Source organism: Saccharibacillus endophyticus (assembly GCF_013185185.1).
Lineage (GTDB): Bacteria > Bacillota > Bacilli > Paenibacillales > Paenibacillaceae > Saccharibacillus > Saccharibacillus endophyticus.
In genome coordinates this window covers 721265-735745 of record NZ_JAAZWE010000003.1, presented here as the reverse complement: position 1 = coordinate 735745, position 14481 = coordinate 721265, and the positions used below count along the sequence as shown (strand labels likewise).

General features: G+C 53.3%; 12 protein-coding genes. All 12 read right to left on the bottom strand.

Annotated features, from left to right (window positions below):
* Positions 1 to 19: 19 nt before the first annotated feature.
* Positions 20 to 1597, bottom strand: coding sequence for a uroporphyrinogen-III C-methyltransferase (gene cobA, locus HRQ63_RS14605; RefSeq protein ID WP_172244956.1), 1578 nt, complete (start codon positions 1595 to 1597; stop codon positions 20 to 22).
* A gap of 19 nt (positions 1598 to 1616) precedes the next feature.
* Positions 1617 to 2549: a hydroxymethylbilane synthase gene (gene hemC / locus HRQ63_RS14600; RefSeq protein WP_172244954.1), complete on the bottom strand. Its 933-nt coding sequence runs from the start codon at positions 2547 to 2549 to the stop codon at positions 1617 to 1619.
* Positions 2550 to 2554: 5 nt separating this feature from the next.
* Positions 2555 to 3202 (bottom strand): precorrin-2 dehydrogenase/sirohydrochlorin ferrochelatase family protein, encoded by a 648-nt coding sequence (locus HRQ63_RS14595; protein WP_172244952.1) that lies wholly within the window; start codon positions 3200 to 3202, stop codon positions 2555 to 2557.
* A gap of 7 nt (positions 3203 to 3209) precedes the next feature.
* Positions 3210 to 4037 carry a cytochrome c biogenesis protein CcsA gene (gene ccsA, locus HRQ63_RS14590; RefSeq protein WP_037290425.1) on the bottom strand — a complete coding sequence of 276 codons (828 nt, stop codon included), beginning with the start codon at positions 4035 to 4037 and terminating at the stop codon, positions 3210 to 3212.
* Positions 4038 to 4050: 13 nt separating this feature from the next.
* Complete coding sequence (hemA, locus tag HRQ63_RS14585; protein ID WP_172244950.1) at positions 4051 to 5406, bottom strand: glutamyl-tRNA reductase; 1356 nt, start codon at positions 5404 to 5406, stop codon at positions 4051 to 4053.
* A 136-nt stretch (positions 5407 to 5542) separates the two neighbouring features.
* On the bottom strand, positions 5543 to 6130 hold the full coding sequence (locus HRQ63_RS14580; protein WP_172244948.1) for a non-ribosomal peptide synthetase module: 588 nt from the start codon (positions 6128 to 6130) through the stop codon (positions 5543 to 5545).
* Positions 6131 to 6308: 178 nt separating this feature from the next.
* Positions 6309 to 6992: a ribosome biogenesis GTP-binding protein YihA/YsxC gene (gene yihA / locus HRQ63_RS14575; RefSeq protein WP_172244946.1), complete on the bottom strand. Its 684-nt coding sequence runs from the start codon at positions 6990 to 6992 to the stop codon at positions 6309 to 6311.
* A 103-nt stretch (positions 6993 to 7095) separates the two neighbouring features.
* Positions 7096 to 9474 (bottom strand): endopeptidase La, encoded by a 2379-nt coding sequence (lon, locus tag HRQ63_RS14570; protein WP_172244944.1) that lies wholly within the window; start codon positions 9472 to 9474, stop codon positions 7096 to 7098.
* 177 nt (positions 9475 to 9651) lie between these two features.
* Positions 9652 to 10794: a flavodoxin-dependent (E)-4-hydroxy-3-methylbut-2-enyl-diphosphate synthase gene (gene ispG / locus HRQ63_RS14565; RefSeq protein WP_037293518.1), complete on the bottom strand. Its 1143-nt coding sequence runs from the start codon at positions 10792 to 10794 to the stop codon at positions 9652 to 9654.
* Between the two features lie 160 nt (positions 10795 to 10954).
* Entirely contained in the window at positions 10955 to 12211 is a 1257-nt protein-coding gene (gene clpX / locus HRQ63_RS14560) for an ATP-dependent protease ATP-binding subunit ClpX (RefSeq protein ID WP_037290437.1), read from the bottom strand.
* Positions 12212 to 12230: 19 nt separating this feature from the next.
* The gene (gene clpP / locus HRQ63_RS14555) at positions 12231 to 12821 is read right to left on the bottom strand and encodes an ATP-dependent Clp endopeptidase proteolytic subunit ClpP (RefSeq protein WP_037290439.1); all 591 of its coding nucleotides are present in this window, start codon (positions 12819 to 12821) and stop codon (positions 12231 to 12233) included.
* Positions 12822 to 13143: 322 nt separating this feature from the next.
* Positions 13144 to 14448 carry a trigger factor gene (gene tig, locus HRQ63_RS14550; protein ID WP_172244942.1) on the bottom strand — a complete coding sequence of 435 codons (1305 nt, stop codon included), beginning with the start codon at positions 14446 to 14448 and terminating at the stop codon, positions 13144 to 13146.
* Between the last annotated feature and the right edge of the window lie 33 nt (positions 14449 to 14481).

Here is a 14481-nt window from a genome sequence, read left to right as displayed (position 1 = left end):
CACAAAGCCGCTCTTCAAATTACATACCCGTTTCTTCCCCGTCTGCCGAGGCTTTCCACGCGCAAAGCGCCTCCAACAGACCCTCAATCGTCGCTTCTTTTGCCAACAAATCCACACGCAGACCCAGTTCTTCGGCCGTTTTGGCCGTTTGCGGACCGATGCAGGCCAGTGTCGACGCGTTCAGCAGCTCTACCGCGTTTTCTTGTCCCATGCGTTTCAACACGGCCACCAAATTGCGAACGGTCGACGAGCTGGTAAACGTAATCGCATGCACTTTTCCGTCTTGCAGCAGGTCCAGCAGCTCCTCGTCGTCTTCGCCGGTCAACACCGTCTCGTACGTATCGAGCTCCGTCACTTCAAGGCCGCGTTCGCTTAGTGCCTGCGGCAACCAGGAACGCGCCAGGTCGCCGCGAGGCAGCAGTACTCGTTGACCCGAAATAAGCTTATCGCCATAGGCTTCGATCATGCCCTCGGCATCGAAAGTTTCCGGCGGCGCTTCGCTGCGAATACCTCGTACGCGCAGCGCTTCGATCGTCGCCGGACCTACGGCTGCGATGCGCGCGCGGTACAAAGCACGAATATCGAGCCCCTGCTCGTCCAGATGACGGAAGAAGTATTCGACGCCGTTGACGCTGGTGAAAAATACCCAGTCGTACTGCCCGATTTCCGCAAAAGCTTTTCGAATCGGCAAAAGCCTCTCTTCGCCTTCCGGCATGATCGTCTCGATCACGGGGAATTCGTACGGCTCGCCGCCAAGCTCCTCGATTCGATCCACCAACTCGCTTGCCTGGCTGCGCGAACGCGTCACGAGTATGCGGCGTCCGAACAAGGGCATCTGCTCCGCCCAATGCAATCGTTCGCGCTGGCTGACCACATCGCCTACCACAATAACGGCCGGCGGCTTGAAGTCGCGCGCCGCGACCTTCTCCGCGATATCCTCCAACGTGCCGATCAGCGTCTCCTGCTCCGCGCGCGTCCCCCAACGGACCAAAGCCACAGGCGTCGACGCCGGCCGGCCGTGCTTCAGCAGCTGCGCGGTAATATGCCCGATCTGCGCAACGCCCATCATGAATACGAGCGTGCCTGTCGCGTTCGTCACTTTGTCCCATTTGATCATTTTGTCCAACTTTTCCGGATTTTCGTGTCCGGTTACGACGGAAAAAGACGAAGCCAAATTACGATGCGTGACCGGAATGCCCGCATACGCCGGAACGGCGATGGAAGAGGTAATCCCCGGTACGATCTCGTAGCCGATGCCGTGCTGCCGCAGTTCTTCCGCTTCTTCGCCCACGCGGCCGAAGACCGTCGGGTCGCCGCCTTTGAGACGCACGACCACATGTCCTTCCAGCGCCAATTCGACCAGTAATTTATTGATATCTTCCTGCTTCATCGTATGACGTTCCGTGCGTTTGCCTACGTAAATTTTACGCGCGCCCGGCTTCATTTGACGCAGCAGTCTCGGACTCGCCAAGCGGTCGTATACGACTACATCGGCTTTTTTGATGCACTCCAGCCCTTTTATCGTAATCAACTTGGCATCGCCCGGACCCGCTCCGACCAGATAGACTTTCCCAACGCGTTTAGGTTCGTTTCCCATCGATTCTGCTCCCATGCGTTCAGCCCCTTGCCTGTTCGAGAATCTCGTCCGCGCCTTTGTCTGCCAGCAGGCGGGCAACTTCGCTTCCCAATGCTTCCGGATCCGTTCCGGTCGCGGATTCTTTGAGCAGCAGGCTTCCGTCCGGCTTACCCACCATTCCTGTCAAATGCACGGTTTTTCCGTCTTCGCCAAGTACCGCATAAGCGCCGATCGGCACTTGGCAGCCGCCGTTGAGCGAAGCAAGCAGCGAGCGTTCCGCCGCCACCGTACGCGCGGTGTCGCCGTCCTGATAACGACCCAGCAGCTCCAGCAGCTCGGCGTCGTCTTCGCGGCATTGGATGCCTAACGCCCCTTGTCCGACCGCAGGCAAACAAATCTCTACGGGCAGGTATGAGGTAATCCGATCTTCCCACCCCATGCGCTTAAGCCCCGCAGCCGCCAGCAGAATCGCGTCGAACCCTTCCGTTTCCAGCTTGCGCAGACGCGAATCGATATTTCCCCGAATCCACTCCAGCTTCAGGTCAGGCCGATAGGCCAGCAATTGACTGGAGCGGCGCAGGCTGCTGGTTCCGACCTTCGCTCCGTGCGGCAGACCGTCCAGATCGACGCCCTCCCGGGAGATCAGGCAATCGCGGGGGTCCTGACGCAGCGGCACGGCCCCGTTGACCAGTCCTTCAGGCAGCAGCGCAGGCATGTCCTTCATGCTGTGTACCGCCATATCGATCTCGCCGTGCAGCAGCGCTTGCTCGATTTCCTTAACGAACAACCCTTTTCCGCCGACTTTCGAAAGGGTAACGTCCAGAATCTGATCCCCTTTGGTCACGATTTTCTTCACTTCGAAACAAACCTCGAGGCGCAGTTCAGCCGCCAGCTTTTCCAGCGCGTCGATCACCTGGTTCGTCTGCGTCAAAGCCAGTGCGCTTTGTCTTGATCCAACTACAATTGTACGCATTCCCGTTATTCCTCCCGCTCTGTCTCGATCCATTCGACCATTCGGCGCTCGCTCCACGGTACGAATGTTTCTTGTCTGATATGGTCCAGTATATCCGTTTCCGTTAACTTTCGCATTAGACGATGCCGAACCTCCGGCTCGCTTACGCTATCTCTGATCTTCTGCCGCATGACATAAAGAAACTCGGCGTACGTTTCGTATTCACGGCCGAAACGTTCGTCGAGTTCCCGAATCAAGGCGGACGCCGCGGACGGTCCGGCCCCCGACGTCGAAACCGTCACGACCAACCTGCCGCGCCGCAATACGGCCGGATGAATAAAATTGCCTGCCTGGGCGCGACTCGCGACGTTGACGAGCGCTCCGCTGCGGCGTGCCGCTTCCGCGATCCGCTCGTTCAACGCCTCGTCGCCGCTGGCCGCGTACACGATCCTGTAGTTCTCGGCGTCTTCCATCCGGGCTTCGCGCGCGATTCGCTCGAGCTGCCCGGATTGCTCCAATGTCCGGATCTCGTCGCCGATCTCCGGACTGATTACCGTCAGCTTAGCCCCTGCCGCAAGCAGCTGGTTGGCTTTGCGTCCCGCAATTTTCCCGCCGCCGACAAGCAGAACACGCATGCCGCGCAGGTCCATCATGATCGGCATATACTCCGTCATTACCCGCTCAGCCTCCGTTCCATTTGTGATATTCGGAAAACGCGTTGCTCAGCAGGTTGACGATCACGAGCGCGTAACCGACCAGCGTCCACTTGGCGATCGAAAAACCGGAATATTTGCGCGTGCGTTTCAACACGAAATACAGTCCGTACACGGCAAGTGCCGCAAACGTCGTAATGCCTTTGATATCGAACAGCATCTCCCACCGCTTTTGCGCCACGATCATGATGAAAGCGACCAACAACGACACGATGAGCAGCGGCGTTCCCGTCAGCACGGCGAGATGCGCCCAGCGTTCGGTCTGTTCCAGACTCGGCAGGCGCCGAATCGTATCGTTCCATTTCTTTTTTTTCAACATGGCATATAAAAAGAGATATAAGATGCCGAATACGGCGGCGATCGTCAATGCCACCAGGCTCAAATTCGCCAGCGCGACGTGCAGGATCAACAGCAGCTGCTGGGTATACCCGATATGCTCCGCGTGTTCGCCGACCGAAAACCAAAATTCGTTGAGCACGCTGGCCGTGAATCCGACGATGCCAAGCAGCAGCACGACGAATTCGGCTTTTTGCGTCAAGGCCAGAGCAAAACCCGCTGTCGTGAGTACGAAGATAAACAAAAACAGAAAATCGTAGATGGAAAACATCGGAACCCGATTTTCCAACACGATCCGTACGACAATGACTGAAAATTGCAATAATCCCGTGACGCCAAGAAGCCCCGTACCGATCCGCCGGGATCTCACGCTGCGGCTCACGCAATCGGAGAAATAGAACAGAAGGCTCAGGGCATAAATGTAAATCATCAACTCGATCAAACTCGCAAGCAGCAGCATGCCGTTCACCTACCTAAAGGGCTGCCGGACGCAAAGCAAAAGCCGGGGTGTCCACCGTCTTTTTTTCCGACTCCCGGATTACGGCTGCTTCCGCCTGCTCGATTCTGGACTCCAACGCAAAAATTTGGGTGAACATATCGACGGCTTGGGCACCGTTTTTGTCCGCTGCCATTTCTTTGACCCGATTGATCGGATCGTGCATCATCTGGTTGGCGACGCTTTTCATCATGCGACTAATGACTTTGCGTTGACGCTCATCCAGTTCCGGAAGCTTGTTGAACAAACTTTCCAGCGTTTCCTGATGAATGTCCGTCGCCTTCTCCTGGAGTGCGCGGATGACCGGACGAACGCCCAGCGTTTTGAGCCAGCCGTAGAAGTTATCGGATTCCTGCTCGATCATACGCTCGATCTTGATCGCTTCGGAGCGGCGGAGTTCCATATTGCTCTCCACGATGCCTTCAAGATCGTCGATATCGTACAAAAAGACGCCCGGAAGCTCGGCAATCGTCGGATCGATATTGCGCGGAACGGCGATATCGATCATGAACAGCGGACGCGAACGGCGCGCCGCAGCCAAAGTCTTCACCTGCTCGCGCGTCAGCACGTAATCGGAAGATCCGGTCGAACTGATCACGATATCCACTTCGCCGAGCATCGCCACGCCTTCTTCCAGCGTACAAGGCACGCCATTGAATCGGCCGGCCAACTCGCGCGCTTTTTCTACCGTACGGTTCGCCACGATGACCTGCGCCGCTCCGCTGGCATACAGATGCTTCACGGTCAGCTCGCTCATTTTGCCCGCGCCGAGAATCAGCACCTTCTTGTCGGTAAACATGCCGAAAATGCGCTTGCCCAATTCGATAGCCGCATAACTTACGGAAACGGCATTCTCGCCGATCGAGGTCTCCGAATGCGCCCGCTTACCGAGCGTTACGGCTTGCTTGAATAACATATTAAACCAAGTTCCGGTCGCCTTCTCCGCCTGAGCGGTAAGGAAGGATTGCTTCACCTGGCCAAGAATCTGAGTCTCGCCGAGAACCATCGAATCCAGTCCGCAAACGACTTTCATCAAATGCTCGACCGCGCGCTCGTCCTCGTGCATATAAAGATGTTGCGTAAATTCGGCTTTCGGAATACCGAACCATTGCTCCATGAAATTGCGAATATAAAAAGCGCACATGTGCAGCCGGTCCACTACGACGTACAATTCGGTCCGGTTGCAGGTGCCCACGATTACGCCTTCAAGGACGCTTTTCGTTTCTTTCAGCCGATACAGCGCCTCCGAAAGGTCCTCTTGCGCAATCGCAAACCGTTCTCTGATGTCGACTGGAGCCGTTCGGTAATTCAATCCGACTACCATGATGTGCATAACTGTTTCACCGCCTGATCTGGGATTGCTGCCAAATAAACATTCCTACAAACTATATAAAGTATATCACAACGTCTTCCTGCATTTTGACAAATTAAATGAAATGTTTATGAATATTCGATGTCGGTTAACAATCCTATGCTTCAAACCTGAATAAACGAAAAGCCTCTTTACGCAGTAGTTCGTCGATTTGTTCGATTTCCTCGATATTCCGGGCGGCAAGACGCCGATCCAACAACCGGTCCACCTGCATACGGATACAGGCAATCTCATATTCAATATCGGTCGAAGCGAATCGATATTCAAGCTCCGGAATTTGATCGCGATGCTCGAACACAAGGCGGCTCGCACCCGGCGTAAGTTCGATAATCCGGCGCACAGAGCCTTCCGCGTAAAAGTCAAGCATCACAAATCCCGGATAAATTCTTCGCACCATCCCGTCCCCTTTAAACGCGACAAACAGTTGGCGAATGAGATGCGTGAGGCGCGGATTGACAAGGCGAAAAGACAATTCGCACACAAACAGATTGCGTCGGCGATCAAAAGGAAGCCTGACTTCCTCTCCGTCTTCGTCCTCAAGCACGATCTCCCGGCTTCCGCCGTCCAGCACCCGCACCCGATAATGAATCCGCGGATCTTGAATGTGCTGCATGAACCTCGACATCTGGCTTTCCGGCAGCAGTAAACGGGCCTTTACGAATTCCGTAGCTAATCGCTGCGCCATAGCGGATCTCCTCGATTCCTAAGGATGGGATGGATATGGATACGTCTACCTTTATTATACCCGCTTTACATAGAAAGACGGCCCCGTCGCCGGAGCCGTCTTTCGCTTAAATCCAGGGGTAAAAGGCTGTTTGCAGCCATTTTGCAAACGCTTCAAAACCAATCCTTCTTATTGCTCTTTATTCTGCCGTTTCTTCTTCGATTACGCCAGCCTCGGCATTTCCGCTCGCTTCGAACTCCGCTTCTGCTTCCGCTGCGCGCTGGTCAAGCGTCTTCAACTCGCCCAGATGATCTTCGATGATCTTCCATAGCTCTTCCTTGCCCATATCCGTTTCGGACGAGAACATGACAAAGGGATCGCCCGGACGCATGCCCAGGTCCTGCTTGATGATTTTCGCGTGCTTTTGCCAACGGGTCTTGGGAACTTTATCCGCTTTGGTTGTAACCACGCAGATCGGGCGATCGTAATGGGTCAGCCACTCGTACATCATGACATCGTCTTTGCTCGGCGGATGCCGAAGATCAACGACCATCAGAACAAGCTTTAACGGCTCGCGCTCCAGCATATAGCGCTCGATCATCTGCCCCCACACTTCACGCTGCTGCTTCGACACTTTGGCGAAGCCGTAGCCCGGGAAATCGACGAAGAAAAACGATTGGTTGATCAGGTAGTAGTTCATATGCTGCGTCTTGCCCGGAACCGAGCTGGTTCGAGCCAGGTTCTTGCGACGCAAAAGACGGTTGATCAGCGAAGATTTGCCGACATTGGAACGTCCCGCCAACGCGATTTCCTGTAATCCGTCCACCGGATATTGCGCCGGCCCGACGGCACTGATCTTAAATTCGGAACTTGTTACATTCATGTTTGAAAATTCCTCTCTCGGACATGGAAAAGCGACTCGCAAACCGATCGCTTTTCCGTCCTCGCAACTTCAATATTCGATTCGCTTTGCATGGAGCTTGGTATCAATGCGTTTCGATTCGGATCTCGGATGCTTCCGCTGCGGGCGGCAGCATGACCTCGTCCAGCAACGCATGTTCCAACACTTGATCCATATGCGATACCGGCACAAACTGTATGGCTTCTTTGACGCTGTCCGGAATATCACGCAGATCTCGCTCGTTATCCGCAGGCAGCAGCACTTTTTTGTATCCTGCACGATGCGCCGCAAGCGACTTTTCTTTGAGACCTCCGATCGGCAGTACCCGTCCGCGCAGCGTGATTTCTCCCGTCATGGCGATGTCTTTCGATATCGCGCGGCCGGTGAGCGCCGAAATCAGTGCCGTCGCTAACGTAATACCGGCGGACGGACCGTCTTTCGGTACTGCGCCTTCCGGAATATGAATATGCACATCGTTCTTCTCGTGGAACTGGCCATCGATGCCAAGCTGCTCTGCACGCGAACGCGTATAACTAAAGGCTGCCTGCGCGGATTCCTTCATCACGTCGCCCAGTTTACCGGTCAGCGTAAGCTTTCCGCTGCCCGGCAGAACACTGACTTCGATCGTCAACGTTTCCCCGCCGACTTCGGTCCAGGCCAAACCGGTTGCGCTGCCGACCTGATCTTCGGCCTCTGCCAAGCCATAACGGAATCTTGGATTGCCCAAGTATTCCTTGAGCGAATCTTTAGTGACTTCGATGCGCTCGCTTTTACCGGACACCAGATATTTGGCTGCTTTACGGCAAATCGCGGCAATCTGTTGTTCCAGATTCCGGACACCCGATTCGCGCGTATACTCTCGAATGATTTGCAGCAGACCTTCCTGCGGCAAATCCAACTGTTCTTCATTCAAGCCATGCTCGCGTTTCTGCTTCGGCAGCAGGTAACGGTTCGCGATTTCCAACTTTTCCAGCTCCGTGTAGCCCGGAATGTTCAAAATCTCCATCCGGTCCAACAGCGGACGAGGGATACCCTGCAGCATATTCGCCGTCGTCACGAACATCACTTTAGACAGATCATACGGAATTTCAACGAAGTGGTCGCTGAAGGTATTATTTTGCTCGGGATCAAGCACCTCAAGCAATGCCGCAGACGGATCGCCCCGGAAATCGGAAGCCATCTTGTCAATCTCGTCAAGCAGGAACACCGGATTGGAGCTGCCTGCCGTACGCATGCCTTGCAGAATGCGGCCCGGCATTGCGCCTACATAGGTACGGCGATGACCGCGGATTTCCGCTTCGTCGCGCACGCCGCCGAGCGAAACGCGCACGAAATCCCGTCCCAAAGAACGGGCAATGGAGCGGGCCAGCGATGTTTTACCGACGCCCGGAGGCCCGACAAGGCAAAGAATCGGGCCTTTCAGCTTTTTGACAAGCTGCTGTACGGCCAGATATTCCAATACGCGCTCTTTCGGTTTTTCCAGACCGTAATGATCTTCATTCAGAATGTCTTCGGCCCGAACGATATCCAACACATCCTCGGTCTCCTTGCTCCAAGGAAGCGCCAGCAGCCAGTCGACGTAGCCTCGAATGATTCCGCCTTCGGCCGCGCTGGTCGGCATGCGTTCCAATCGATCGATTTCTTTCTTGATTCGTTCATGGACTTTCTCGGGGAATTCGCCGTTTTCAAGCTGCTCCCGCAGTTCTTCGACTTCTCCGGCACGGCCGTCTTTCTCGCCGAGTTCTTTTTGAATCGCCTTCATTTGTTCGCGCAGGTAATATTCCTTCTGCGTTTTCTCCATCTGCTTCTTCACGCGCTGGCCGATTTTGCGTTCCAACTCCAGCACTTCGCGTTCGTTATTGAGCAGATCAAGCAGCTTTTCCAGACGCGAACGGAATTCGACGGTTTCCAAAATCGCCTGCTTATCCTTAATCTTGAGCGGAAGATGACTGGTGATGACATCGGCCAGCCGACCAGGCTCGTCAATATCGGATACCGCAGCCAACGTCTCCGGCGTTACCTTTTTCGACAGATTGATGTAATGCTCGAATTGGGTCAATACCGTGCGCATCAGCGCATCGACTTCCGGATCTTCCGTCGTGGGTTCAGCCAGTTCACGGGCATACACTTCATAGAACTCCGTGTTTTCCTCAATGAACTCCAACACTTCTGCACGCTCTAATCCTTCAACCAAAACGCGAATCGTGCCGTTCGGCAGTTTGAGCATTTGCCGCACCTTGGCAACCGTTCCGATTCGGAATATGTCATCCTGCGCCGGTTCCTCGATATTCACCTCGGACTGCGAGCAGAGAAGAATCAAATGATCGTCGACCATCGCCTTTTCCAGCGCCTTGACCGAGCGTTCCCGTCCGACATCCAAATGAAGCACCATACTCGGATAGACGAGAAGTCCCCGCAAAGGCAGCAACGGAAAACGGCGGTTTTTCTGTTTGCTCAATCCCATCGTTTTCACACCCCCAAAAGGCTTATCGTGCATATGCAATATACTATGTTTATGCGTGTGTTAAGTGTAGCATATCGATACGGTTACTACCAAAAACGCAAGCTTTTTATTGCGAAAAAAGGCGGCATGCCGGGCTTACCCCGTATGCCGCCTGTACGTTCGTTCACAATTGCGTGCTTACTGTGCCGCTTCGGCTTTAACCTGCGCGGCTTTCGGTTGATGTCGTTCTTCGCGCCCAGGGATTCTGCCTGTCGCTTCATACGCTACGACAATGGCGTCGATTTCCTTCTTGAGTTCCTCTACCATGTCGGCTTCCGGGACTTTACGAATCATCTTGCCGTAGCGGAATAACAATCCTTCGCCGCGAGCGCCTGCAATTCCGATATCCGCTTCGCGAGCCTCGCCAGGACCGTTAACCGCGCAACCTAGCACCGAGACTTTAATCGGAACTTTGATCTGAGAGATATACTCTTCGACTTCGTTCGCGATCGAGAACAGATCGATATCGAGTCGGCCGCAAGTCGGGCAGGAAACCAACGTTGCAGCATTCGTGATCAGCCCGAATGTTTTCAACAGTTCGCGAGCAACCTTCACTTCTTCTACCGGGTCGGCACTGAGCGAGATCCGCACGGTCGAACCGATTCCCATCGAAAGCAGCGCACCGATCCCGGCAGAACTTTTGATCGTTCCGGCATTGAGCGTACCGGCTTCGGTAATGCCCAGATGCAGCGGATAAGGAATCACCTGCGCAGCCTTACCGTAAGCTTCGATAGCCATCGGCACGTCGGAAGCTTTCAGCGAAACGATGATATCATGGAAGTCCAGTTCTTCGAGAATGCCGATATGGAACAGCGCGCTTTCCACCATGGCATCCGCAGTCGGATAGCCGTATTTCTCGAGCAAATGGTTTTCCAGCGAGCCAGCATTGACACCGATGCGGATCGGTATTCCTTTTTCTTTGCAGGCTTTGACAACAGCTTCGACCTTTTCGCGCTTCCCGATGTTACCCGGGTTGATGCGAACTTTATCGATGCCGTTCTCGATCGCTTTCAACGCCAATTTATAATTGAAGTGAATATCGGCAACCAACGGAATATTGATCCGTTTCTTGATTTCTTTTATGGCGTCAGCCGCTTCATCATTATTGACGGTAACCCGCACAACCTGACAACCCGCCTCTTCCAAACGAAGAATTTCGGCTACTGTCGCTTCGACATCGGCCGTTTTGGTTGTACACATACTTTGAATAATCACTTCATCGCTGCCGCCGATAACCAGGTTGCCCACCTTTACGGGCCGTGTCTGATGTCTTAAATACATTTCATTCGACCTCCAAATCGGAAAAAGCAAGATGTCGTCCATTGCGGACGCTTGATGCGGCATTAGATCGTTTACTCGTTTAACACACTCATAGCAAACCGGCCAAACCATGTAGGGTTGACCGGCTCGGCATGAGGCCTATGCGATAAAAGAGGACGCTTTAGGCGCTCTCTTCCCGTTTTTTGTTTTTACCTTCGCCAAGTTCGGGAACAACTTTCTCCTTGACGACTTTCTCGGTAATGACGCATTCGGTCACGTCTTCGCGCGAAGGCACTTCGTACATGACGTCAAGCATCAAACCTTCGATGATCGCTCTCAGACCGCGTGCACCCGTCTTACGCTTGATCGCTTCTTCGGCGATGGCAAGCAGAGCCGCATCTTCGAACACCAAGTTTACGTTATCCATTTCAAGCAGCTTTTTGTACTGCTTGGTCAGAGCGTTTTTCGGTTCGGAAAGAATGCGTACCAGCGTTTCTTCATCGAGCGGAGCCAGAGTCGAGATCACCGGCAGACGACCGACGAATTCCGGAATCAGACCGAATTTGAGCAAGTCTTCCGGCAGCGCCATCATCAAGTATTCGCCAGCTTTCAATTCGCGTTGGCCTTCGCCTTCCGCGTTGAAGCCGATGACTTTTTTGCCAATCCGACGCTTGATCATCTGTTCGAGGCCGTCAAATGCACCGCCGCAAATAAACAGGATGTTCGTTGTGTCGATTTGGATGAATTCTTGATGCGGGTGCTTGCGTCCGCCTTGCGGAGGAACCGAAGCTACCGTGCCTTCAAGAATTTTCAGCAAGGCTTGCTGCACGCCTTCACCCGATACGTCGCGGGTAATCGAAGGGTTCTCCGATTTGCGGGCCACTTTATCGATTTCGTCGATATAGATAATGCCGCGTTCGGCTTTCTCCACATCGTAATCGGCTGCTTGAATCAGCTTCAGCAGGATGTTTTCGACGTCTTCACCGACATAGCCGGCTTCCGTCAAGGATGTCGCGTCCGCAATCGCGAACGGTACATTCAGTATACGAGCCATCGTCTGCGCAAGCAGCGTTTTGCCCGAACCGGTAGGACCGATCAGCATGATATTGCTTTTCGACAATTCCACGTCTTCGGATTTGCTTTGCGCGTTGACGCGCTTGTAGTGGTTATAAACGGCGACGGCCAGCGATTTTTTCGCTTGGTCTTGTCCGATTACGTATTGATCGAGGATCGCGCGGATTTCCTGCGGCTTCGGAATGTCCTTCAGATCCACTTCTTCTTCATGGCCCAGTTCTTCCTCCACGATCTCCGTGCACAACTCGATGCACTCGTCGCAGATATATACGCCGGGTCCGGCAACGAGCTTCCGTACTTGTTCTTGCGTCTTACCGCAGAAGGAGCACTTCAGCTGACCCTTTTCTTCGTTGAATTTAAACATCTAACCACCCCTTCGAGGATTAAGAATTAATCGGTCGCTCAAGAATTTTGTCGATCAGTCCGTAAGACTTCGCTTCTTCGGCGCTCATGAAGAAGTCGCGGTCCGTGTCCCGCTCGATTTTCTCAAGGGGCTGACCTGTCGTATCCACATAGATTTTGTTGAGCTTCTGCTTCGTCTTGATGATCCAATCCGTATGGATCCAAATGTCCGAAGCTTGTCCGCTAACACCGCCGAGCGGCTGGTGAATCATGACCTCGCTGTTCGGAAGCGCAAAACGCTTGCCCGGCGCTCCGGCTGTCAACAGAAGGGATCCCATGCTCGCTGCCATACCGACGCAAATCGTGGATACATCCGGCTTAATGTATTGCATTGTATCATATATACCCATGCCCGCAGTCACAGAACCACCGGGGGAATTAATGTACAAATAGATGTCTTTCTCTGGATCTTCCGCTGCCAAAAATAGCAATTGCGCAATGATCAGATTGGCTACGTGATCGTCGATCGCATCGCCAAGCAGAATGATCCGATCCTTCAGGAGCCTCGAATAGATATCGTAAGAGCGCTCGCCGCGGCTTGTTGATTCAACAACTGTAGGGACTAAATTCATGCGATCAACCTCGCTTTCATCGGGACAGTGTATGGAGGTAAAGCAAGCTATCAAGAGTTAACAAGGTACTTGCTTCTATCCTACGCCTCTAGTTTACCATTTTCAAATGCCAATGTCATTTTTCGGTGCAAGAATATGAATCCTCGAATCGAAAAAGATAAAAAAGCAAGGCACGCATAAGATCATACGTGCCTTGCCTATGCCAGCTCCTTGTCAACATCAAAGGTAACGTTACGCCCGCTTGAAACGCACCTAAAGCGTGCCCGTTTCAAGCGGGCGAACCTCTAACCAAGAGTTGACAAGGCGCAAGTCAAGCTATTGCTTACTCAGCGGATGCTGCGACTTCCTTGCTGTTTTCAAGCAGGAATTCGATTGTTTTGCGCAGAGTGATTTCATCGTTCAGGCTGGAGAGCGAACCGTTCGCGCCCAGAATGCTGCGGATTTCGTCAATGCTGCGTTTGTACATGTCAGCCATCGTTTGAAGTTCTTTTTCGATGTCCTCTTCGGATGCCGAAATGTTTTCTTCTTTTGCGATTGCTTCCAGAACCAGGTTGTTCAGTACGCGCTTCTCGGCGTCGGACTTCATTTGCGCACGCAGGTCTTCAACCGTTTGACCGGAGAAGCTTGTGTACATTTCCAGGTTCATGCCTTGTTGGCGCAGACGATTGTCGAAGTCGCGCATCATGTTCTCGACTTCGCCTTCGATCATGGCTTCCGGAATTTCAACTTCCGCTTTTGCCGCTACGGCTTCAACAACCGCGTTTTCGCGAGCCGCGTCGTTTTCGCGTTTTTTGCGATCTGCGATTTGAGTCTTCAGATCCGCTTTGTATTCGTCCAGCGTGTCGAATTCACTTACGTCTTTTGCGAATTCGTCGTCCAGCTCAGGAAGCTGTTTGCGCTTGATTTCATGCAGTTTAACTTTGAAGACCGCTTCTTTGCCGGCCAGTTCAGCCGCATGGTAAGTTTCCGGGAACGTTACGTTAACGTCCTTCGAATCGCCGGTCGACATGCCTACGACTTGCTCTTCGAAACCTGGGATGAACGAACCCGATCCAAGTTCAAGCGCATAGTTCTCGGCTTTGCCGCCTTCGAATGCTTCGTCGCCTACGTATCCGTCGAAGTCGATGGATACCGTATCGCCGTTTGCTGCCGCTTCTTCGTCAACGACGATCAGCTCGGCGTGACGAGTTTGCAGACGCTCAAGCTCTTCCGCGATTTCCGCGTCCGTTACGTCAACTTCGGATACAGGTACTTCCGCACCTTTGTATTCGCCCAGTTTAACTTCCGGTTTAACGGTAACTTTCGCTTTGAATTTCATCGTTTGGCCTTTGCCGAATTGATCGATGTCGATTTCAGGACGGTCGACAGGGAAGATTCCCGCTTCTTCTACAGCTTCGCTGTAAGCTTCCGGAAGCAGAATGTCGATCGCGTCATTGTACAAGCTTTCCACGCCAAAACGCGCTTCGAAGATCGACCGCGGCACTTTACCTTTGCGGAAGCCCGGAACGTTGGCTTTCTTTACGACTTTTTGGAATGCTTTATCAAGTGCGGCTTCAACGCGTTCTGCCGATACTTCGACTTCGAGAACGCCAAGGTTTTTCTCCGTTTTTTCCCAACTTGCTGTCATATTGAGTATTCCCCTCCAACAATTAGCTATCAA